Genomic DNA, 23,015 nt, shown 5'->3' on the forward strand with positions numbered 1-23,015 from the left:
AGCGCATCTTCGTGCTTACCTCAGTGCTGAGCGGAGACTCATAATGAGCCAACCCCAAAAAACCACATCTGAATCGCAAGAAAATCAGCGACTCAATAAACGCTTAAAAGACATGCCTGTTGCTATTGTTGGCATGGCGAGCATTTTTGCTAACTCTCGTTACTTAAATAAGTTCTGGGATTTGATTAGTGAAAAAATTGATGCGATTACAGAAGTTCCAGACACGCACTGGCGCCCTGAAGACTATTACGATGCAAACAAAAGCACGCCAGATAAGTCTTACTGTAAACGTGGCGGCTTCATCCCAGAAGTCGATTTCAACCCTATGGAGTTTGGTCTTCCGCCAAATATTCTCGAACTAACCGATACGTCACAGCTGCTATCTCTGATTGTGGCAAAAGAAGTATTAGCCGATGCAAAACTGCCTGAAGGTTACGACCGCGATAAAATTGGTATTACTTTAGGTGTAGGTGGCGGACAAAAAATCAGCCAAAGCCTAAATGCACGTTTGCAATACCCTGTTCTGAAGAAAGTCTTCGCTAGCAGCGGCATCAACGAGCAAGACAGCGAAATGCTGATCAAAAAGTTCCAAGATCAGTACATCCATTGGGAAGAAAACTCGTTCCCAGGCTCGCTCGGTAACGTTATTGCAGGTCGTATTGCGAACCGCTTTGATTTAGGTGGTATTAACTGCGTGGTTGATGCGGCATGTGCAGGCTCGCTTGCAGCACTTCGCATGGCGTTAGGTGAGCTTGTTGACGGTCGCAGTGAAATGATGATCACAGGTGGTGTGTGTACCGATAACTCACCAACTATGTACATGAGCTTTTCAAAAACTCCGGCTTTCACCACTAACGAAACTATCCAACCTTTTGATATCGATTCAAAAGGTATGATGATTGGTGAAGGCATCGGTATGGTCGCGTTGAAACGACTTGAAGATGCAGAGCGTGATGGCGACCGTATTTACTCGGTAATCAAAGGTGTTGGCGCATCATCTGACGGTAAATTCAAAAGTATTTATGCGCCGCGCCCTGAAGGCCAAGCTAAAGCGCTGAAACGCGCTTACGATGATGCAGGCTTTGCACCTCAAACGCTGGGCTTATTAGAAGCTCACGGAACAGGTACAGCAGCGGGTGATGTTGCAGAATTCAACGGTTTGAATTCTGTCTTTAGTGAAGGTAATGACCAAAAGCAGCATATTGCATTAGGCTCTGTGAAGTCTCAAATTGGTCATACTAAATCAACAGCAGGTACAGCGGGTTTAATCAAAGCTGCCCTAGCCCTTCACCACAAAGTACTGCCGCCAACAATTAATGTTTCTAAGCCAAACCCGAAACTAAATATCGAAGACTCGCCTTTCTACCTCAACACAGAAATGCGTCCTTGGATGCAACGTATTGACGGTACACCACGTCGTGCGGGTATCAGCTCTTTCGGCTTTGGTGGCACAAACTTCCACGTCGTGCTTGAAGAGTACACTTCTGAACACCAACGTGACGATCAATACCGCCAACGTGAAGTTGCTCAAACACTCCTGTTTAATGCACCAACTCGTGATGCCCTGATTGCTGACCTCAAAGAACACATCAAACTTGTTCAAACGGATGACACAGCACTGACTGCGTTAGCTAAAACACATGGCCTACGTGAAATTGCAGCGGGTGATGCGCGTTTAGGCTTAGTGGCGAAATCCGTCGATGAGCTACAAACATTACTGACTCAAGCCTTATCACAGCTAGAAAAACAAGATACAACGCAATGGCAACTGCCAAACGGTACTAGCTACCGTGCTTCAGCACTGGTTGGTGGCAAGCAAACTGGCAAGGTGGCAGCATTATTTGCCGGTCAAGGTTCACAATACCTGAATATGGGCCGTGAACTAGCATGCTACTACCCTGAAATGCGTAACCAGTTAGCTAATGCCGATCAGGTGTTTGGTCAGAACAAGAAAACCGTTCTTTCTCAAGTGCTATTCCCTGTTCCAGCCTTCAACAAAGAAGATGTGGCAGCTCAAGAAGCGACACTTACCAATACCGCCAACGCACAAAGCGCAATCGGTGTGATGTCTATGGGTCAATTCGACTTAATGACACAAGCAGGTTTTAAAGCCGACATGGTTGCTGGCCACAGCTTTGGTGAACTCAGTGCTTTATGCGCATCAGGTGTTATTTCGCAAGACGATTACTACAAGCTCGCTTTTGAGCGCGGTAATGCGATGGCAGCTAAGCCTGCTGAAGGCGATAGCGGCACTATGTACGCCGTTATCCTTGATGCCGATAAGCTTGCCGATGTTGAAAAGTGTATCAGTACCTTCGAAGGCGTCAGCATTGCGAACTACAATGCACCAAGTCAGCTTGTGATTGCAGGCCCAACAGTTGGCGCACAGCAAGCAGCAAAAGCATTGACAGAGCAAGGATTCAAAGCGATTTCACTGCCTGTTTCGGGCGCATTCCACACGCCTTTGGTTGCTCACGCCCAAAAGCCATTTGCAGCTGCAATCGATAAAGCATCGTTCACTGCACCTGCTTTACCTTTGTATTCAAATGCAACAGGTGAACTGCATAAGAAAGATGGCAAAGCGATTAAAAAAGCCTTCAAACAGCACATGCTGCAATCAGTTCGTTTCAGCACTCAATTAGAAGCCATGTATCAAGCAGGTGCACGTGTATTCGTTGAGTTCGGGCCGAAGAATATTTTGCAAAAACTGGTTGAGAAAACACTGCAAGCTAAGTCTGATGAGCTATGCACCATCAGCCTAAACCCAAACCCTAAAGGTGACAGCGATCAGCAGTTACGTTTAGCCGCAGTACAACTAGCCGTTGCTGGTGTCTCGTTAAATACGATTGACCCTTACCAAGCGGAAATTGCAGCACCAGCAGCTGCATCGCCAATGAACATTAAGCTTCATGCAACCAACTACATCAGTGATGCTACTCGCAAGAAAATGGCGAAATCGTTAGAAACTGGCGCAATTGCCCCACTCACTGAAATTGTTGAAGTTGAAAAAGTGGTAGAGAAGATTGTGGAAAAAGAAATCATTAAAACCGAAATCCGCGAAGTGCAGGTGCCTGTTCCAGTAGCAGATACAGCTGTAAACTCAGCACCTGTCACTGTACCGCCAACACACATGCCAGCACAGCAGCAAGCAACAACGCCTGCCACTACATCAGCAATTACTTCAGCAAGTGATGACTCATTAACGGCATTCTTCACCGCTCAACAACAAGCTGCTGAGCTTCATCAGCAATTCCTTGCAATCCCTCAGCAGTACGGCGATACCTTCGCGGCACTCATGACAGAGCAAGCGAAAATGGCGGCTGCCGGCATTGCCATTCCAGAGAGCCTACAGCGCTCAATGGAACTCTTCCACCAGCATCAAGCAGATACTTTAAAAGCACACGCTAACTACCTTGCACTGCAAGCAAACAGCAACAATGCAGCATTAGGTATGGTATCAGCACAACCAGTTGCACGCGTTCCAGCTCAAGCGCCTGTACAAGCAGTCGCTACAGCTCAGCCTGTGGTTCAAACTCAGACAATCACAGCGCCAGCAATCTCTATACAAGCAGCGTCTGCGCCAGTTGTTAAAGCTGAACCGAAAGTAAACACAGTTGCAGCTTCAGCAGCACTAACACCTAAAGCAGTTGTGCCAAAGCCTAAAGCACCAAAACCTGCTGCTCAACAAACGGTAGCACCTGCTCAAGCACCGTCGCTATCTGCCACCATGCAATCAGCGGCTGCACCACAAATCACGGTATCAGCACCCGCTGCAAACCCTGAAAAAGTAATGCTCGATGTTGTTGCTGAGAAAACGGGCTACCCAACTGAAATGCTTGATCTAGAAATGGATATGGAAGCCGATCTAGGCATCGATTCTATCAAGCGCGTTGAGATTTTAGGCACAGTTCAAGACGAACTACCTAACCTGCCAGAACTGAACCCTGAAGATCTGGCTGAGTGCCGCACACTTGCTGAAATTGTTAGCTATATGAATAGCAAAATGCCAGCATCTGCTACAACGGCAGCGCCGGTTCAAGCGGCACCAGCTCAAAGCGCTAGCAGCTTAGGCGCCGAGCAAGTACAAAACACCATGCTAGAGGTTGTAGCGGATAAAACCGGTTACCCAACTGAAATGCTTGATCTAGAAATGGATATGGAAGCAGACCTTGGTATCGACTCTATCAAGCGCGTTGAAATTCTTGGAACAGTGCAAGACCAACTGCCAACACTGCCAGAGCTAAACCCAGAAGATTTAGCTGAGTGTCGTACACTTGGTGAAATCGTTGATTACATGAATAGTAAGCTAGCTGCTGTTTCTGCTCCTGTGTCTGTGGCAAATGTTGCGGCTGCGCCAGTTGCTGCTTCAACAGTCGCTTCAACAACCGCATCTAGCGGTTTAGATGCCGCGCAAGTGCAAACCACTATGCTAGAGGTTGTAGCGGATAAAACAGGCTACCCAACTGAAATGCTAGACCTTGCAATGGACATGGAAGCAGATCTTGGTATCGACTCTATCAAGCGCGTTGAAATTCTAGGGACAGTGCAAGACCAATTGCCTTCACTGCCAGAGCTGAATCCAGAAGACTTAGCTGAGTGCCGTACGCTTGGCGAAATCGTTGATTACATGAATAGCAAATTACCTGCTGTTTCTGGTCCTTCATCGGTAACAACAGCATCTGCAACAGTTGCTCCTGTAGCCGCATCTAGCGGTTTAGATGCCGCGCAAGTGCAAACAACCATGCTTGACGTTGTAGCGGATAAAACCGGCTACCCAACTGAAATGCTAGACCTTGCAATGGACATGGAAGCTGACCTTGGTATCGACTCTATCAAGCGCGTTGAAATTCTAGGGACAGTACAAGATCAGTTGCCAACACTGCCAGAGCTTAATCCAGAAGATTTAGCTGAGTGCCGTACGCTTGGCGAAATCGTGGATTACATGAACAGTAAACTACCTGCTGCTTCGTCAGTAACAACGGCTGATGCGCCAGTAGCTACTCCAACAATCGCATCTAGCGGTTTAGATGCCGCACACGTGCAAAGCACCATGCTAGAGGTTGTAGCTGATAAAACGGGTTACCCTGCAGAAATGCTTGACCTTGCTATGGATATGGAAGCTGACCTTGGTATCGACTCTATCAAGCGCGTTGAAATTCTAGGGACAGTGCAAGACCAATTGCCTTCACTGCCAGAGCTGAATCCAGAAGATCTCGCTGAGTGCCGTACACTCGGTGAAATCGTTACCTATATGCAAAGTAAGCTTACGGCTGAAGCGCCTATTACTAACGCATCAGCACCAGTCGCGACTGAAACTGCATCGATTGCAACAGCAAGCGCCGATTTTCCTCCTCATAACGAGGTAGCGCTAAAAAAGTTACCAGCGGTAGATAAACTATCAGACTGTTTCGCTCAAAATGCATGTGTTGTGATCACCGATGACGGCCACAACGCTGGTGTTCTAGCAGAGAAATTAACGGCAAACGGCTTACAAGTCGCTGTTGTTCGCAGTCCACTATCTCCCGCATCACCGCTAAGCACTGAAATCAAAAGCTACAACTTAGCAAGTATTGATGATGCAGGCATCACAGCTGTTATTGCTGATATCGAAAAAGAACAGCAAGAGATTGCTGGTTTTATTCACCTTCAACCGCACTCAGAAGCAAATGACACAACAAGTATTGCCCTAAATGATGATGCAAAGGCCAATATCGACGTTGCGTTCTTATTTGCCAAATTACTTAACAGCCAATTAAACAATTCAAACTCAACAAGCCGTCGCGTGTTCTTCACCGTAAGTCGTATTGATGGTGGTTTTGGTTATGCGGATGCAGCACAACTAGCAACAGCAGAACTCAACCAAGCGGCACTTGCTGGTTTAACTAAAACCCTAAGCCATGAGTGGCAAAATGTATTCTGCCGTGCAATTGATGCAGCGCCAGTATTGGATGCTCGTCACCTTGCAGAAGCTATCTACGCTGAGTTATTCGATATTAATACTCAAGCAGTAGAAGTTGGCTTTAACTTGGTAGATGAAAACACAGTTCGCTCGACTTTGATTGCTGTTGAAACAGGCCAAGCTGCGACCAAAAACGCAGCGGCTAAGCTAACCAAAAACGACAAAGTTCTCGTTACTGGTGGCGCTAAAGGCGTGACGTTTGAGTGTGCACTCTCACTGGCCAAACAATGCCAATCACACTTCATTCTTGCTGGTCGTAGTAAACACATTACTGCATCAGAATTGCCAGAATGGGTTCAAGGTAAGGAAGACAATGAATTGAAGTCAGCGGCAATTAGCCACCTTCAATCATTAGGTGATAAGCCAACACCAAGGAAAGTCGATGCCCTACTTCGTCCAGTATTAAGTAGCCTCGAAATTAACACTGCTCTTTCTGCATTTAAAGCCGTTGGTGCAAGTGCTGAATACATCAGCCTTGATGTATCTAACAGTGAGTCTGTGGCCAATACACTGTCGAAAATCGACGGTATTACTGGCTTGATCCACGGCGCGGGAGTGCTTGCTGATAAACATATCCAAGATAAAACCCTAGATGAGTTAAATCTTGTTTACGGCACCAAAGTGGGTGGTTTAAAAGCAGTACTTAACGCGATTGATAACAGCAAACTAAAACTAGTCGCTATGTTCTCATCGGCGGCAAGTTTCTACGGCAATATCGGCCAAAGTGACTACGCAATGTCTAACGACATTTTGAACAAAGTAGCGCTGCAATTCTCTGCCCGTCATCCTGAAGCGAAAGTTATGAGCTTCAACTGGGGGCCTTGGGATGGTGGCATGGTAAATCCAGCACTTAAGAAGATGTTCACTGATCGTGGTGTGTACGTTATTCCACTACAAGCCGGTGCCGATCTATTCAGCAACCAACTACTAAATGAAACAGGTATTCAATTGCTTGTCGGCACAAGTATGCAAGGTGCTGATAACAAGGAGAATGCTGTAAAAAAGCCTAATGCGGAGTCTATGCAGTTAGCACAGAGTCCGCTGAATACAAGCATCACTGTAACACGCGACCTTGACCCGAAAGCGATGCCTTTCATCAAGGATCACTGTATCGCTGGCAACCCTGTGTTGCCAACGGTATGTGCCATTCAATGGATGCGTGAAGCAGCACAGCAATTGTTAGGGGTGAACGTTAGCGTTCGCAACTACAAGCTGCTTAAAGGTGTGATTTTTGAAAATGATGATGTGCAAACACTCACATTGAATATTTCACCTGATGCCAAAGTGACAGAAGAGTGGAAAGCGTTAATTAGCTGCAACGGTCGCCCTCAGTATCAGGCACAACTTGTTCTTGATAGTGAGTATGCAGAACGAAACAGCAATAAAACGTTTACTGCCGATTCAGCAAAACCTGTAACCACTGCGAATGACTTATACAGCAATGGCACCCTATTTCATGGGCCTCGCTTGCAAGGTATTCAATCTGTAACACGTTTTGACGATCACGGTTTAGTGGCTAAATGCCAGTTACCCGATATCTCTGATACCGATTGTGGTGCGTTTATTCCAACGCAACATGCTGGTGGTAGTCAACCGTTCGCGGAAGACTGCTTACTACAAGCGATGTTGGTATGGGCAAGATTGAGATATGGTTCTGCAAGCCTGCCATCTGCTATTGGTGAGTTTGTTTCGTATGCACCAATGCAGCCTGGTGACTGCGGTTGGATTGAACTGGAAGTGATTAAAAGCACTGCCCGTTCGTTACAAGCCAATATTGCGTTATACCACCAAGATGGACGCCTAAGTGCCGTAATGAAAGGGGCTAAAGTGACCATCAGCAAAACCCTCAATGAGGCATTTTTGGTGAAAAACCAATCAGAAAAGGAGCTTCTGTCATAGTGGCTGACTCTTCTATTAATAAAGCGATGCCATTGCGCATCGCTCTTTTAGCCCAGCCTCGCGCTGGGCTTTCTGCCAACCTTTTACCTTCGTCATTAATGATTGAAAACATCAAACTTTCTGACGATTTTACTGCCACACTGAATACTGCTATTCAGGTAGTTAACCAAGGTAAAGCGGTGACATTAACCTCTCAGTCGGGTCGTTCGATTGTGTTAATGCCTGGCTTAACCGCCGCTCAAAATCGTATCCACCCACATGCTTACTTATCAGGCTTAGCGGCAAGTTTACCGCTTGCCATTGAGCAATCACGTCGTCAACCTGATGACGTTAGCATCAAGCAAGCATCTACCGCATCAACAGCGACGGAGCAATTTTCAGCGCTGTACCAACTTATTGATGACATCTCAGCACGACGTCAGCAACCTAGACATAAGCAAGTCGATGGTGGTGATTGCCAGTATTGGTTTACTGAACCAAACAGAGCACGGGTTGCTAGTTTGAGCTTTACTGCTGAAAACCTCTCCTTTACTGAAAACCAAGCAAGCAGCACTAGCCTGGTTTTAACCCAAGCAACAGGCTTAAAAGAAGCGAAACCGCTGCTCGATACATCTCGTTTATTTTTCATTATTACGGGAAATTCAGAGACTGAGCTATCAACCAAGCTCGCGGAACTATCAATAAAGATCACTGAGCTCAGCCAAAACTTAGGCTCTGATTCAGTATTAAGTTCAGCCGCTTTAATTGAATTAATGCATCAAAACTTAGTACGCTTTCAAGCACAATCGCCAGCTACACAACGAAAAGCAACACAACGAAAAGCAACACAGCCACCAGCATCGCAATTAACCATTGTGTTGCAAGGCGCTTCAGCAGCTGCTGTATTGTTAGAAATCAGCGCGCTAACAAAGGTGTTACCCAACGTCATTTCAGAGCAAACCGACTATAAAACCCCTGCGGGTAGCTACTTCTCGCCAGCACCTGATAGCCGAGGTAAAGTCGCCTTTGTTTACCCAGGAGTAGGCACAGTCTACCCGGGCATGCTGCGTGATTTTTACCAGTATTTCCCAGAGCTTTACGCTCGTTTAGAGCGTGAAGGTAATCTCAAGGAAATGCTGCAAGCGGATAAAACCTACGCGACTAGCAATGAAAAGGCTGAGAATTCCTCCCAAGAGATGACACTTAGTGAGCTTGCTATTGCAGGTGTTGGAAGCAGTTACATACTGACTCAACTACTGTGTGATTCTTTTTCGGTCAAGCCTGACTTTGCACTGGGTTATTCCAAAGGTGAAGCCTCTATGTGGGCCAGCTTAGGCGTGTGGCGTAATCCTCATGCTTTGATTGAGATGACCCAAACGAGCCCGATTTTCACCACCGCAATATCGGGGGAATTAACGGCAGTACGTGAGGTATGGCAACTCAATCAAGACGAAGAAATTACATGGAACAGCTTCCTTGTCCGCAGTGAACCCGCGGCAATCGAAGCTTTGTTACCTGAGTTCCCTCGTGCTTACCTTGCCATTATCCAAGGTGATACTTGCATCCTTGCGGGCTGCGAACAAAGCTGCCGTGCCCTACTCAAGCAACTGGGTAAACGTGGTATTGCCTCTAATCGTGTGACGGCTATGCATACTACACCGGCTTTAAGCCAGCATGCTCAAGTCACTGATTTTTATAGTCAGCCGTTATGCGATGTGCTCCCGCACCATATTCGTTTTATTAGCGCTGCAGAGTTACTGCCACAAAACGCTAATCAGCCAGTGAATATAGATAGACAAAGTATTGCGACATCTATTGCCGATACCTTTTGTTCAACGCTTGATTTTACTTCGCTCATTCGTGCATCGCGTGAACACGGCGCGCGCTTGTTCATCGAGTTAGGCGCTGACCGCCAAACCAGCACCTTAATCGATAAGATCAATCGTGCAGATAAAGTGACAGATAGCCTTGCTGTGGCAACGAATGCTAAAGGCGGTGATGACATTCAAACCTTATTGAAATGCATCGCTCAGTTAATCACCCAGCAGGTGCCTTTATCTATTTCGCCATTAGTTGACGGTCTTGTCCACCAACTCGCCGCTTCAGATGCTCAATCTTCAGCTCAGACACAAGGAGAGCCAGTATGAGTTCTCAACACCATTCGGCTAACAAGGCGGCAAAAATCGCAATTGTTGGCCTCGCCAATCAGTATCCCGATGCCGATACACCAAAGGATTTTTGGAACAATCTGCTGGATAAAAAAGATTCGCGCACAACATTACGTCCTGAAAAGCTAGGTGCAAACCCAGACGCTTATCAAGGCCAACAAGGTGAATCAGACCGCTTTTACTGTGATAAAGGCGGCTACATCGAAAACTTCGCCTTTGACCCTAATGGCTACCGTTTACCCACTGATTATTTCAATGGCTTAGACGATAGCTTCTTATGGGCGCTAGATACCAGCCGTAAGGCTCTATTAGACGCTGGCATTACACTTGATGCCGATGTACTTGAACGTACTGGCGTTATCATGGGGGCGTTATCATTCCCGACAACGCATTCAAATGATTTGTTCCTGCCGCTCTATCACTCAGCCGTAGAGAAAGCGCTACAAGACAAACTGGCTAACCCACAGTTTTCATTGTTGCCATCAAACGAACAGCCGCACGTTTTAAATACTGCCAATGGTGCTGCTGCACACAACGCATCAAAAATTGTGGCTGATGCACTTGGCCTTGGTCGTGCCCAACTCAGTCTAGATGCGGCTTGTGCTAGTTCAGTTTATTCTTTAAAACTGGCTTGTGATTACCTCAGTACAGGCAAAGCCGACATGATGCTGGCGGGTGCAGTTTCTGGCGCTGACCCATTTTTCATCAATATGGGTTTCTCAATTTTCCACGCCTACCCAGATCACGGTGTTTCTGTTCCTTTTGATAGCAACAGTAAAGGCTTATTCGCAGGTGAAGGTGCTGGTGTTTTAGTACTGAAACGCCTTGAAGACGCCGAGCGCGATGGCGACCATATTTATGCTGTTGTCAGTGGCATTGGCCTATCGAATGATGGTCGTGGTCAGTTTGTGTTAAGCCCAAATAGCAAAGGTCAGGTACAAGCCTTTGAGCGCGCTTATGAAGCCACAAACTTGTCACCAGAAAGTATTGAAGTGATTGAGTGTCACGCAACAGGCACCCCTTTGGGTGACAAAGTTGAGTTAACCTCAATGGAGCGTTTCTTTGCTGACAAACTCAACGGTAGCCAAGTGCCTTTGATTGGTTCAGCGAAATCAAATTTAGGTCACTTACTCACCGCCGCTGGCATGCCGGGGATCATGAAAATGATCTTTGCAATGAAAGAAGGAGTACTCCCACCAAGTATTAACCTGTCAGAGCCTCTGTCATCACCCGAAGGTTTATTTGGTGCTCAAACACTGCCAACCCAAGTACAACCTTGGCCAGATAAAGCAGGCAATCCTGAACGTCGTGCTGGCGTTTCAGTATTTGGTTTTGGTGGCTGTAATGCTCACCTGTTACTTGAAGCCTATTCAGACTCACAGTCGACAACACGCTCAACAACAGGCTCAGCGGAGAAAACGGCAGTTTCGGAAGCCAATTCATTACCGCGTCATTCAACAGCACTAAAAGTGACAGGTCTTGCTTCGCACTTCGGATCATTAAAAACCATTAATGCCCTTAGCCATGCGATTCAACATAATGAAAATGCATTTGTTGCCTTACCGAAGAAACGCTGGAAAGGTTTAGACCAACACCCTGAGCTATTAAGCCAGTTTGGTCTACCGACTATCCCACATGGCGCTTATATCGATCAGTTTGAATTGGATTTCTTACGCTTTAAAGTGCCGCCAAACGAAGATGATCGCTTAATTTCACAACAACTCTTGTTGATGAAAGTCGCCGATGAAGCCATTCGTGATGCCAAGTTAGCATCTGGCCAGAAAGTCGCCGTACTTGTTGCAATGGAAACTGAGCTTGAAATGCATCAGTTCCGTGGACGCGTAAACCTGCATACTCAGCTTGCTGACAGCCTTGCGAACATGGGCGTTACGCTGACGGAATCAGAATATGAATCACTTGAAGCCATTGCAATGGACAGTGTGTTGGATGCAGCCAAGCTGAACCAGTACACCAGCTTCATCGGCAACATCATGGCGTCGCGTATTGCTTCCCTATGGGATTTTAACGGCCCTGCTTTCACCATTTCTGCTGCCGAGCAATCTGTCGCGCGTTGTATTGATGTAGCTGAAAACCTCATGAGCCAAGAATCGCTTGATGCTGTTGTAATTGCCGCGGTTGATTTAAGTGGCAGTGCTGAGCAAGTGATCTTGAAAAACAGCATTCGCCCTATTGCCAACACAGTACAAGATTCAGGTTGGCACGTCGGTGAAGGTGCTGGCGCTGTCGTACTGACAGATGCAAGTTCTAACTCTGGCTCGCACTCATACGGTGAAATCACAGCATCAGGCTTTAGTGCTACCAGTCAAAGTCACACTGTCACTGACCGCTTGTTAACATCGACGGGTGTACCAGTCTCTGCCATCAAGGTATTGGAAATTAACCAAGCCCCAGACAGCACTGAGGTATTACAGTTACCACTGCACACCGTTAAGCCAACATACGCCAATCAACGTTTAGGTCATAGCTTTGCCGCTTCAGGCATGGCGAGCTTACTGCATGGTTTAATTACATTAAATCACACAGCAACGCACGAGCCGACCAAAGCAGCCATTGTTACCAGTGTGAGTGAAAACCAATGTTCGCAACTGCTCGTTTCGCAGTCGCAAGCCGAAACGCAAGCGTTAAACACTCGCCTAAGCAATGAACTGGCAAACGACAATAAACGCCAGCTCATCAAGCAAGTAACACTTGGTGGCCGTGACATCTACCAACACATAGTCACTGGCGAACTCGCAGAGATAGCGTCTATCCAACAAAAAGTGGCCAATACTGCACCGCGAATTAAACCGCATAAGCCAGTGTTCAACCCTATAGCGCCTTCGCTGCCAGAGCCAACACCTCAGCAAGTCATGCCGCTACAGCAGCAGACACAGCAGCATTCACAACCATCCGTATCCCCGATTTTGGCCACAACACGCCAAGCGCCGATTACAGGAATTCCAAGCAATATGACCAACGTCCTATCCGCTAATAACAGCCAGAACACTCAGACAAACAGCCCTGCATCATCGCAGCAAGCGGCATTTATCGAGAACCAACAACTGGCTCAACAAGTTCACCAAGCCTTCTTACAAAATCGTGAGCAAGGGTTGAAAATGGCTGATGCTTTACTAAAAGCACAGCTCAATGAAGTGACAGCACAAATGGAAGCGGGCTATAACCCACAGCCCGTGCCTGCATCGACATTTGCCAATGCAACAACACCAGCCGTCGAGCCAGTTAACGCTTACGCAGCACCAGTAAAACCTATTCGTAAACCATGTATTTGGGATTACGATGATTTGGTTGAATATGCTGAAGGTGATATTGCTAATGTCTTTGGCCCTGATTACGCCATTATCGATAACTACTCACGCCGCGTAAGGCTGCCAACCACGGATTACCTCTTGGTTTCTCGTGTTACTAAACTTGACGCGACTATGCTGGAATACAAACCAAGTACCATGACAACGGAATATGACATTCCTGTCGATGCGCCTTACTTAGTTGATGGACAAATTCCTTGGGCAGTTGCCGTTGAGTCAGGTCAGTGTGATTTAATGCTGATCAGCTACTTAGGTATCGACTTTGAAAACAAAGGCGAGCGTGTATACCGCCTGCTCGATTGTACCCTGACCTTCCTTGGTGATTTACCGCGCGGTGGAGACACACTACGTTACGACATCTCGATTAATCACTTCGCCCGTAATGGCGATACTTTGCTGTTCTTCTTCTCGTACGAATGTTTTGTTGGCGATAAGATGATCCTGAAAATGGACAACGGCTGTGCAGGTTTCTTTACCGATGAAGAACTTGCTGACGGTAAAGGCGTTATCCGCACTGAAGACGAAATTAAAGCGCGTAACCTAGCAATGAAGCAGCACTTTAACCCGTTACTGCATTGCCAGAAAACACAGTTCGACTACCACACGCTGCATAACTTGCTAAGCGCCAACATTGCAGGTTGTTTTGGTGACAGTCATATCTCTGATCGCCATCAACCTTCATTGTGCTTTAGTTCTGAAAAATTCATGATGATTGAGCAAGTAAGCCGCGTTGAACCACAAGGTGGCGCGTGGGGACTTGGCTTGATAGAAGGTCATAAACAACTAGAGCCTGAACACTGGTACTTCCCTTGTCACTTCAAAGATGATTCCGTGATGGCGGGCTCATTGATGGCAGAAGGCTGTGGTCAATTACTCCAGTTCTACATGATGTACCTAGGTATGCACACCCAAGTACAAAATGGTCGATTCCAGCCGCTTGAAAACGCGCCACAAAAAGTACGCTGCCGTGGTCAAGTACTGCCACAATCTGCGGTATTAACTTACCGTATGGAAGTGACAGAAATTGGTTTGAGCCCTCGCCCATATGCCAAAGCCAATATCGATATACTGCTTGATGGCAAAGTCGTGGTGGACTTCCAAAATCTTGGTGTGATGATCCGTGAAGAAGAGGAATGTACGCGTTACCTTGGCTCATCAGATTACGTTGTCGAAGATTCGCCAGCACAAGTTGAAGTAGCACTTGACGTTGAAGTTACAGGCACACCGGAAGCGAATGTGAGTAAAGCAGCATCGGCGAATGCCCCGTTGATGGCGCAAATCCCCGATTTAGCAACCGCGACCAATAAAGGTGTGATCCCGCTACAACACGTAGAAGCACCGATTACGCCTGATTACCCAAATCGCACCCCAGACACAGTACCGTTTACGCCGTACCACATGTTTGAATTTGCGACGGGTGATATTGAAAAGTGTTTCGGCCCTGACTTCTCAATTTACCGCGGTATGATCCCACCTCGTACTCCATGTGGTGATTTGCAGCTAACAACTCGCGTTATTGAAGTTAATGGCACACGTGGTGATTTCAAAACACCATCATCATGTATTGCAGAATACGAAGTGCCTGAAAACGCATGGTACTTTGACGAGAACAGCCATCAAACATTGATGCCTTATTCGGTATTGATGGAGATATCTCTGCAACCAAACGGCTTCATTTCTGGTTACATGGGCACAACCCTTGGCTTCCCTGGTGAAGAGCTATTCTTCCGTAACCTTGATGGAAGCGGCAAGATGCTACGCAAGGTTGATTTACGCGGTAAAACCATCGTTAATGATTCTCGCCTGCTTTCAACCGTTATGATGGGCACCAACATCGTTCAGAGCTTCAGTTTTGAGCTAAGTACAGATGGTGTTCCTTTCTATCAAGGTACTGCGGTATTTGGTTACTTCAAAGGCGCGGCACTGAAAGATCAACTTGGCCTTGATAACGGTAAAGTTACCCACCCTTGGCATGTTGATAATAATCGTACGCCAGATGTGACGATTGACTTGCTTGATAAAACGAGCCGTTACTTCAACGCACCAACCTCTGCAACCGGTGAGAAACAACCGCACTACCAGCTTGCTGGCGGTCGCTTGAACTTCATTGATACCGTGCAAATCACCAGTGATGGCGGTAAAGAAGGCTTAGGTTACTTATACGCTGAGCGCACTATCGACCCAAGTGATTGGTTCTTCCAGTTCCACTTCCATCAAGATCCTGTTATGCCAGGTTCATTAGGTGTTGAGGCGATAATTGAGCTAATGCAGACCTACGCCCTAAACAAAGATCTTGGTGCTGGTTTCCGCTCACCTAAATTTGGTCAAATCCAATCGGAAGTGAAATGGAAATACCGTGGTCAAATCAACCCACTGAACAAGCAAATGTCGCTCGATGTACACATCACAGCAATTAAAGATGAAGACGGTAAGCGCATTATTATTGGTGACGCCAACTTGAGTAAAGACGGCCTACGCATTTACGAAGTAAAAGACATCGCTATTTGTATCGAAGAAGCTTGAGTTAAGGATTAGAACATGACAACGCAAACAACCCTAAATAACGAAAAGCTTTCTCCTTGGCCATGGCAAGTTGAAGAAAGTGCTACTCAATTCAATACCGAAGCAATGGCTAAAGTATTAAAAGATCTGAGCCGTGGCTGCTACGTCATCAATCACCCTGAAAAAGGGCTTGGGGTAAGCCAAGAGGCAGAACTGACCTCTGGTGATAGCGCAAGCGCTAACAGTACACACCCAGTCAGTGCATTTGCGCCAGCACTTGGCACACAAAGCCTTGGTGACAGTGATTTTTGTCGTGTACATGGCGTGAAATATGCCTACTACGCAGGTGCAATGGCAAACGGTATTTCTTCTGAGGAACTAGTCATTGCTCTCGGCCAGGCTGGCATCCTTTGTTCATTTGGCGCTGCGGGGCTCATCCCTTCACGTGTAGAACAAGCGATCAACCGTATTCAAGCAGCGCTGCCTAACGGCCCTTACGCGTTTAACTTGATCCACAGTCCAAGCGAACCAGCACTTGAGCGTGGCAGCGTTGAGCTATTCCTAAAACATAAAGTACGTACTGTAGAGGCATCTGCGTTCTTAGGCCTAACACCGCAAATTGTACAATACCGCGCTGCTGGCCTAAGCCGAGATCAAAAAGGCGATATTGTTATTGCTAACAAAGTTATCGCTAAAGTAAGCCGTACCGAAGTGGCGAGCAAATTCATGGAACCTGCACCTGCTAAAATGCTGCAAGGTTTGGTGGATGAAGGTCGAATCACACCAGAACAAATGGAATTAGCACAGCTCGTTCCTATGGCTGACGATATTACCGCTGAAGCGGATTCGGGTGGTCATACCGATAACCGCCCTCTGGTGACGTTATTACCAACCATCTTGGCACTAAAAGAAGAGATTCAAGCGAAATACCAATACAAGACACCGCTTCGTGTCGGTACTGGCGGCGGTGTTGGCACACCCGATGCGGCACTCGCAGCCTTTAATATGGGTGCAGCTTACATTGTCACAGGTTCTGTCAACCAAGCATGTATTGAAGCGGGCGCGAGTGAGCATACTCGTAAACTGCTTTCGACCACTGAAATGGCCGACGTCACCATGGCACCCGCTGCCGACATGTTTGAAATGGGTGTTAAATTACAAGTTGTTAAACGCGGTACGCTCTTCCCTATGCGGGCGAATAAGCTTTATGAAATTTACACTCGCTATGATTCTATTGAATCGATCCCTGCAGACGAGCGCCATAAGCTGGAGACTCAGGTCTTCCGCTCTACACTCGATGACATTTGGGCTGGCACAGTTGCGCACTTTAACGAGCGCGATCCAAAGCAGATTACTCGAGCCGAAGGCAACCCTAAACGTAAGATGGCATTGATTTTCCGTTGGTATCTTGGTCTTTCCAGCCGTTGGTCAAACACCGGTGAAGCGGGTCGTGAAATGGACTATCAAATCTGGGCGGGCCCTGCTCTTGGTGCGTTCAATGCATGGGCGAAAGGTAGCTATTTAGATGATTATGCAAACCGCCAAGCTGCTGATGTTGCAAAACACCTTATGCACGGCGCCGCTTATTTAGCTCGGATTAACCTGCTGGCTTCGCAAGGCATTAAGCTACCAGCCGATGTTGCTCGTTGGAAACCGATTGAAAAAATGATTTAACCGCTACTTAAGTGCAAGCTTAATTAAATCCGTTTTAAATAATAAAGCCCAGAAACAATGATGTTTCTGGGCTTTTTGTTTGACCTTAGTTTCCAACTAGCAACCGTCGAGTTTCGAATCTCGACATGTAGATTAACACGACAGGTTTTCTACACGACAATGCCCATAAGCCTGAAAGGTCAGTCAATGAATTTACACCTGAGTTCTTTAACCAGAACTTGAGTTCAAACACCTTAGCTACGCTATTACTAGCAAAACACTTTTCAGCTCACCTAAAGGCCAAGCAACAAACTTATTTTATTTCACTGTCCGTGAGTATCGGGAGTATCGGGAGTATCGAAGATAACTAAATCGGAGGATGGATTAGCTATCGTTGTTCAAAAGCAGCACTGAATATGGCAATCAAAACCATAGGTATTGAGTGGAAGTTCAAATTACCTAACTGCTGTGTTTTAGCATTTCACCCCGGTACTACTGACACGCCCTATCACAGCCTTTTCAAAAGAACGTACCCCCAGAAAAACTATTCATCGCTGATTATGTGTGCCAGCAACTATTCAAGCTAATCACTAAAGTCCAACCTTCTGACATAGGTAAATTCTATAGCTTTACTGGCGAGGAACTCCCTTGATGACTATATACAGCTAACGCTTTGCTAGCTGCTTACTCTCCACTTTCAAAGTGGGCAAAAACTTCCGCACCAGTCATATTTTTCGTTTCATTTTTAAACTCGTAATATTCTGGCTTTTCATCAATGAATATTTGATAAGTTAGCTTGTAGTCATCCTCCGACATCAATAACCCAACAGGAAGGTGATACTGATTACTTGGCACTAAAAAGTAAAATAAATGTGTACCACATTTACCGCAGAAACCTCTTTCCGCCCACTCTGATGACTGATACCTAACAACATTTGATTCACCTGATATTTTAACTGAATCAGCGCAATCAATGGCTAACATTGGGCCGCCAGACCAATTTCTACACATACTACAATGACAGGCCGCCAATTCGTTACTGGCATACTCTACTTCCAACTTAACAGAGCCACATAGACACTTTCCTTTACCTTTCATAGATCCTCCAACCTTTAAATGTGTGTGAACCTTAATATTAACTAACGCCGCCATAAGTTGCCCGACACGAAACCCAAGAATACTACGTAAACAAACAAGCCAACCCATAAATAATCACAGCATGCGGATTGTATTTTTCAACAACCGTATTGACCGCTTTTTCTGTAATTTTGTCCATTTAAAATTCACGTATATGATGTTTAGATGAGTCCGTATTCTACACAATATCCTTTAAGCATTAATATGATGTCTGGGAAACGTATAACGCCTGCAATTAGGTGTGCCCCACTGAAGCAGCCAAGCGCACCGGACTCCATACCAAAACCGCCGAGTGTAACGCATCACCTTGATAGCATTGTTATCCGCGTGCCAAAGTGACACAACAATTGCCAATCAGTAGCAACCATGCCATACTTTAAATGTGCCACTTTGACACTCAATGGAGGTTTGTATGGCTACTGCACTACCACGTATCACTGCCCGTGTAGACATTGATACCCAAGAATTACTATCACAAGCCACTGCTATCGCTGGCATGTCTAGTATTAACTCATTTGTTCTTAGTGCCGCTGTTGAAAAAGCGAAACAGATTATGGAACGTGAACGAGCACTTAAACTAAGTCAACGTGATGCCATGATGCTCATGGATGCTCTTGACGAACCAGCTAAACCTAATGCGCGACTGCAGCAGGCGGCAGCTCGTTACAAGGAAAAAACGTAATAATGAAGACGGTACAATTAGACAAAACTAAGCATGCCCGTCATCGTTTTGATTGTGGTATTGATGCTCTAAACAATTATTTGAAAATCATGGCGAGTCAACAAGCCAAGAAAGATAACACCCGTACATTTGTACTTGAGGATGTAGACTGTACCGAGCATGTTGTCGGCTATTACACGCTTACTATGACACTAATGGATTTAACATCACTACCAGCGAAACTACAAAAGAAGCATCATAATGCCAGCTCTGGCGGCTTAATCGCAAGGCTTGCAGTTGATCAACGATACAAAGGTAATGGCTATGGCGAATGGTTGCTTATTGATGCGCTTCGAAAGTTGCTTATGGCCAGTGAAACTGTAGCATTCCCTGTTGTTATCGTTGACGCTAAAGATGGTGCAGAAGACTTTTACGAAAAATATGGATTCACTGCATTTCAAGATTCTGAAAACAAACTGTTTATCACGATTGCAGATGTAAGAGCGAGCATTGGCGATTAAGATATCACCTCTAACTAAGTGACCAAACTCACCGTACCACTACATTATTAAATGTCATCATAGAACATATATTCAAAAATCACATTCAGGTAATAACTCTAAACTCTTTCTCGGCCATACACTACATCGATATCTATGAATCGCTGTTTCTATGTACTCTTTTGTAATCTTCTCAGGTTGTAATTTACTAACTTGTCCACATTTAGGACACTCAGACTCAGCATCCCGAATTAAAGTAGAGTTAGGGGAGATAAAGTAACATCTATTACACCTTAAACCTTCACCATCATGTTCTTGAAAAACAAGTTTATCCGCTTCTATCATAGCTACGATTCGCTTTTGTTGAAGCTCTTTTGTTAGCACCTTACGCCGCTCAATCAACTCTCTTTGCTCTCTATCTAAGCGCTCTTGATCTTCAATCAATAACATTGCACGCTCCTCTCGTAACCTTTTTCTCTCCTCTTCCGCTTGAGGTTCAGAATTAATTCTTAACTCATAGTCATTCAGTTTGTGATCTTTTAAGTAAAAAGACTTTAAGTCTCTGCTACGACTAAGAACATCACAAGCCACTAAATGCTCCAAATAACTTAAAACGGCATAATAGGGAGAGATTATCCTTTCGTTTTCCTCCCATGTTAAATACCAGGCTCCTCTCCAGTTTGATTGTGAGCCTTTAGCTAAAGCTTTTTGCCTAGCTTCATACTGTGCAATGTTTAGACGGTTCATATGCTCATTTATACCAGCAAACTTCACAACAAACTTTTTCACATCGTTAGCATTAAACGCTCTATCCATCCCATTTTTATACAAAAAACTGAGAATGAGCGCCTGCCAATGTTCACAACAACAATTGAAGATCCAATATCCATCGATCCTTATTCCGATTAGACAATCTACAGTTTCTAGATCAACCCATTTAGGTAATAAGGGAACTAGCTTACGCTTAGAGTTTTCATATTCATTTATCCATCCACTAGATAAGCTATTTAACCATGATAGATCTGCATCAAGTTTTGAACGTAGTTGTTGTTTAGCTTCTTCACGCCTTTCTAATCGAACCCTCTCTTTTTCTTCTTCAATTCGCTGCCTAGCTAGTTCAGCCTTTTGACGTTGAATGATCTCATAATTCAACCTGTCAGCTTCCTCTTGAAGCTTTGCATACAATGGCTTTAAGAACTCCATCGCTCTGGGGTGATGTATCCACTTAGCATTTTTAGAATTAAATACGGCGGAACGAATTGCTTTATCATCATAGAGCTCATCGGTTCCATATAAGCTAGTTAAAACTATCTCAATTGCTGGCTGTTCTGCTTTTTCTATGGCTGAAATTTTTTCAGGTGTATTATCATGAGAAACCGTGATCTCGATAAATAAAGAACGCCCTTTTAAAGTTGCAAAACTATCGATTCTAAATTGATTCCATGAATACTCACTTTGGATATTATCTAATGAAGTTTCTATCTCTGGAATTGTAAATGTCTCACCTGTTATAGATGAACCATCTTTGAGCTTGATTTTAGGGGTATGAGAAAACTCTGGCAGTACTATCTTGCACTCAGACTCTATAAGCTGCTGTGCGTACTGATGTAAGTACGTCATCGCATGATAATCATAACACTCAGTATCTTTTGCGTGCGAAAAATGGGGACGCCTGCGCTCTCCCTGATTCTTTGCAATCAAAGGCTGCCGACATTCCAGACAAATGCAACCGCATGCAAGACCATTAGGAACACTTTCGACATGAAATATTTGATTCTCTTTAAGCCCGAATGGTATCAACATCTCAATCATTCACAAAATCAAACCTTTCAGCCATGATAACGATCGAGTGCAGATAATTCTAATATGATGCTTGAGTAAAATGTCTCAACTTATTTCAGTCTTAGCGTATAAAAACCCAGCCCCACTAGTCTGTCTAACCCATAGCGACGAACCCAATATGCCCATTCACTTGCCAAAGCCGCTGCTTACAAGTAAAGCTGATAATACTCCATCGTGCTTTGCGGGTTTCACCTATACGGGAACCACGACACAACATCATAATAATCAACATACGAACTGGCGGCTTCTGCTCATCAAAATTTGTAATACGCTCGGGATTGCTTCAACAGATAATCGACACCCTTTATGAGATTTGTACTTTCTTTTCTCTACCAGGTACGCCGTGCAAACAAGCCGAAGCATTGCAGTTATTAATTCACCGCGTTCATGCCGACATTCCCGTAGTTAAAGAAAAGTTGGGTAACTGTAAATACTGTGGAGAACCCCTTCCCAATGGCTGCGCTAATTTAAAAGAAGGTGGTTTATTCAAAGGCGATGCCCGTTGTTGGCATACCACTAACCGAGTCCGACTTTTCGACCCACTTTTGCAACCGATAGCAACGGAGGTTTCATGATGGATCATTTACCTGCATTTATCTATTCCACCGGATGCGTTGTGTTTTATCTCGGTTACCTATTGGCCACCAACAAGAGGAATAAGTGATGAGTAAAACGTTACGACTATCGTGGCTTAACTGCGCCAGCTGTAATGGTAACAAAATTGAAGTTACCACCGTTCAAGGCAACGATGAGTGGGTTTACGATGGTGACAAAGTAACCTGTTTAGACTGCGGAGCAACCGGTGAAATAGAAACCGACGGCGGGATCGCATGGTTTGAGATAGATAAGGAGCCTAAAAATGTATAATTACACTAACTACCCCACTGTTGATGTCTCTTACTGCGTTAAATCAGACATTAACGTGACGCCGTCACAGTTGAAATCTGATAATAATCAAGAGCAATCATCCGAAACGTCTGAACCGATATCAACCTTAGATGCACTGTCATCACTACAACTGATCAGCCATAAGGAAGTGTTGGAAATGTTCCACGTCAGCAGCAAAGCAACAATCTACAAGTGGCGACAAAACCGAGGCTTCCCCGACCCAGTTACACTCATGCCACTAAGATGGTTACGAACAGCCGTTGAAGAATGGAAAGATAGTGTTGGTGGCTGTGGGCGGTGAAATTGAGATCGGCCGATGGGTCGCTTCCTTTATCGGTTTAAACACCTTACATATATCCCCATTTAATATAAAAACCACAAGGTTTATGATTAGGGATATAACAACATTGTACTGCTGTAAAGTAATGATTGTAATATTTAAGAATATAAATCCAATACTACCCTTTATAAAAGGATATTTTAATATTACATACATATCAG

10 protein-coding genes are annotated in these 23,015 nt (G+C 45.3%); 8 read left to right on the forward strand and 2 right to left on the reverse strand.

Annotation, left to right across the window (positions count from 1 at the left end; all coding sequences use genetic code 11):
* Positions 1 to 43 precede the first annotated feature (43 nt).
* The 4 genes from L4D09_RS18275 to pfaD are packed head-to-tail and all read left to right on the forward strand — an operon-like array spanning position 44 to position 17,507.
* The gene (locus L4D09_RS18275; RefSeq protein ID WP_428458952.1) at positions 44 to 7,858 is read left to right on the forward strand and encodes a phosphopantetheine-binding protein; all 7,815 of its coding nucleotides are present in this window, start codon (positions 44 to 46) and stop codon (positions 7,856 to 7,858) included.
* Between the two features lie 26 nt (positions 7,859 to 7,884).
* Positions 7,885 to 9,984, forward strand: a complete 2,100-nt coding sequence (locus tag L4D09_RS18280) for a PfaB family protein (RefSeq protein WP_428458964.1) — start codon at positions 7,885 to 7,887, stop codon at positions 9,982 to 9,984.
* On the forward strand, positions 9,981 to 15,854 hold the full coding sequence (locus L4D09_RS18285) for a hotdog fold thioesterase (protein WP_428458953.1): 5,874 nt from the start codon (positions 9,981 to 9,983) through the stop codon (positions 15,852 to 15,854). Before L4D09_RS18280 ends, L4D09_RS18285 begins: the two co-directional genes overlap by 4 nt.
* A 15-nt stretch (positions 15,855 to 15,869) precedes the next feature.
* Entirely contained in the window at positions 15,870 to 17,507 is a 1,638-nt protein-coding gene (gene pfaD / locus L4D09_RS18290; RefSeq protein WP_428458954.1) for an eicosapentaenoate synthase subunit PfaD, read from the forward strand.
* Between the two features lie 663 nt (positions 17,508 to 18,170).
* Here pfaD and L4D09_RS18295 read toward each other — a convergent pair.
* Positions 18,171 to 18,584 (reverse strand): GFA family protein, encoded by a 414-nt coding sequence (locus L4D09_RS18295; RefSeq protein ID WP_428458955.1) that lies wholly within the window; start codon positions 18,582 to 18,584, stop codon positions 18,171 to 18,173.
* 451 nt (positions 18,585 to 19,035) lie between these two features.
* Between L4D09_RS18295 and L4D09_RS18300 the strand changes: the two genes are divergently transcribed.
* Both L4D09_RS18300 and L4D09_RS18305 read left to right on the forward strand, forming a co-directional pair.
* Positions 19,036 to 19,305 carry a type II toxin-antitoxin system TacA family antitoxin gene (locus tag L4D09_RS18300; protein ID WP_428458956.1) on the forward strand — a complete coding sequence of 90 codons (270 nt, stop codon included), beginning with the start codon at positions 19,036 to 19,038 and terminating at the stop codon, positions 19,303 to 19,305.
* Positions 19,305 to 19,805, forward strand: coding sequence for a GNAT family N-acetyltransferase (locus tag L4D09_RS18305; protein ID WP_428458965.1), 501 nt, complete (start codon positions 19,305 to 19,307; stop codon positions 19,803 to 19,805). Before L4D09_RS18300 ends, L4D09_RS18305 begins: the two co-directional genes overlap by 1 nt.
* Before the next feature lie 72 nt (positions 19,806 to 19,877).
* On the opposite strand, the gene L4D09_RS18310 is transcribed toward L4D09_RS18305, so the two are convergent.
* The gene (locus tag L4D09_RS18310; RefSeq protein ID WP_428458957.1) at positions 19,878 to 21,596 is read right to left on the reverse strand and encodes a competence protein CoiA family protein; all 1,719 of its coding nucleotides are present in this window, start codon (positions 21,594 to 21,596) and stop codon (positions 19,878 to 19,880) included.
* A gap of 693 nt (positions 21,597 to 22,289) precedes the next feature.
* On the opposite strand from L4D09_RS18310, the gene L4D09_RS18315 reads away from it, so the two are divergent.
* Together L4D09_RS18315 and L4D09_RS18320 are read left to right on the forward strand one after the other, a co-directional pair.
* On the forward strand, positions 22,290 to 22,493 hold the full coding sequence (locus L4D09_RS18315; protein WP_428458958.1) for a hypothetical protein: 204 nt from the start codon (positions 22,290 to 22,292) through the stop codon (positions 22,491 to 22,493).
* Positions 22,486 to 22,815 carry a helix-turn-helix transcriptional regulator gene (locus L4D09_RS18320; RefSeq protein WP_428458959.1) on the forward strand — a complete coding sequence of 110 codons (330 nt, stop codon included), beginning with the start codon at positions 22,486 to 22,488 and terminating at the stop codon, positions 22,813 to 22,815. The genes L4D09_RS18315 and L4D09_RS18320 overlap by 8 nt, the downstream gene beginning before the upstream one ends.
* Positions 22,816 to 23,015: the final 200 nt, after the last annotated feature.

The sequence above is a fragment of the Photobacterium makurazakiensis genome, assembly GCF_050336715.1.
GTDB classification, from domain to species: domain Bacteria; phylum Pseudomonadota; class Gammaproteobacteria; order Enterobacterales; family Vibrionaceae; genus Photobacterium; species Photobacterium makurazakiensis.

What these genes read in the sequence shown, in the direction of transcription:
- pfaD (WP_428458954.1), top strand. Translation starts at nt 15,870, where the DNA reads ATGACAACGCAAACAACCCTAAATAACGAAAAGCTTTCTCCTTGGCCA.
- L4D09_RS18275 (WP_428458952.1), top strand. Translation starts at nt 44, where the DNA reads ATGAGCCAACCCCAAAAAACCACATCTGAATCGCAAGAAAATCAGCGA.
- L4D09_RS18295 (WP_428458955.1), bottom strand. Translation starts at nt 18,584, where the DNA reads ATGAAAGGTAAAGGAAAGTGTCTATGTGGCTCTGTTAAGTTGGAAGTA.
- L4D09_RS18300 (WP_428458956.1), top strand. Translation starts at nt 19,036, where the DNA reads ATGGCTACTGCACTACCACGTATCACTGCCCGTGTAGACATTGATACC.
- L4D09_RS18320 (WP_428458959.1), top strand. Translation starts at nt 22,486, where the DNA reads ATGTATAATTACACTAACTACCCCACTGTTGATGTCTCTTACTGCGTT.
- L4D09_RS18315 (WP_428458958.1), top strand. Translation starts at nt 22,290, where the DNA reads ATGAGTAAAACGTTACGACTATCGTGGCTTAACTGCGCCAGCTGTAAT.
- L4D09_RS18280 (WP_428458964.1), top strand. Translation starts at nt 7,885, where the DNA reads ATGCCATTGCGCATCGCTCTTTTAGCCCAGCCTCGCGCTGGGCTTTCT.
- L4D09_RS18310 (WP_428458957.1), bottom strand. Translation starts at nt 21,596, where the DNA reads ATGATTGAGATGTTGATACCATTCGGGCTTAAAGAGAATCAAATATTT.
- L4D09_RS18285 (WP_428458953.1), top strand. Translation starts at nt 9,981, where the DNA reads ATGAGTTCTCAACACCATTCGGCTAACAAGGCGGCAAAAATCGCAATT.